Source organism: Collinsella aerofaciens (genome assembly GCF_040910245.1).
Lineage (GTDB): Bacteria > Actinomycetota > Coriobacteriia > Coriobacteriales > Coriobacteriaceae > Collinsella.
Genome location: NZ_JBDGAY010000043.1, coordinates 2716 through 3013, shown reverse-complemented (window position 1 = coordinate 3013; position 298 = coordinate 2716). Strand labels below are relative to the sequence as shown.

Below are 298 nucleotides of genomic sequence, written 5' to 3'. Positions count from 1 at the left end.
CCATTGAGAGAGGCTGCCGTTTGGTCGCTCCCCCTTTGGGGGCGGGGGGGGGTTACATACCCATACCGAAACCTCTGCTTCTGGTGATTTGCTTGAGTAGGTCTTTCCCCTCTTCCATAGCTTTTGATATGTTTGGGAAATGATGCCTTAAAGCCTCCAGTTGTTCGGAATTGAACAAGTCTTTCATCTTACCAAGTTCTTTTTTCAATTCCTTGGTTTCGGTCTTTAGTTCTTGGTTCTCCGTTCTTAGTCGGTTACTGGTTGTCCTTGCATTGTCCATTTGCTGTCTATAATACTC

At 46.0% G+C, this 298-nt stretch carries 1 protein-coding gene; it reads right to left on the bottom strand.

Annotated features, from left to right (window positions below):
- Positions 1–52: 52 nt before the first annotated feature.
- The coding region (locus AB5Z20_RS09780; RefSeq protein WP_438861075.1) for a hypothetical protein at positions 53–298 on the bottom strand (246 nt) is incomplete at its 5' end.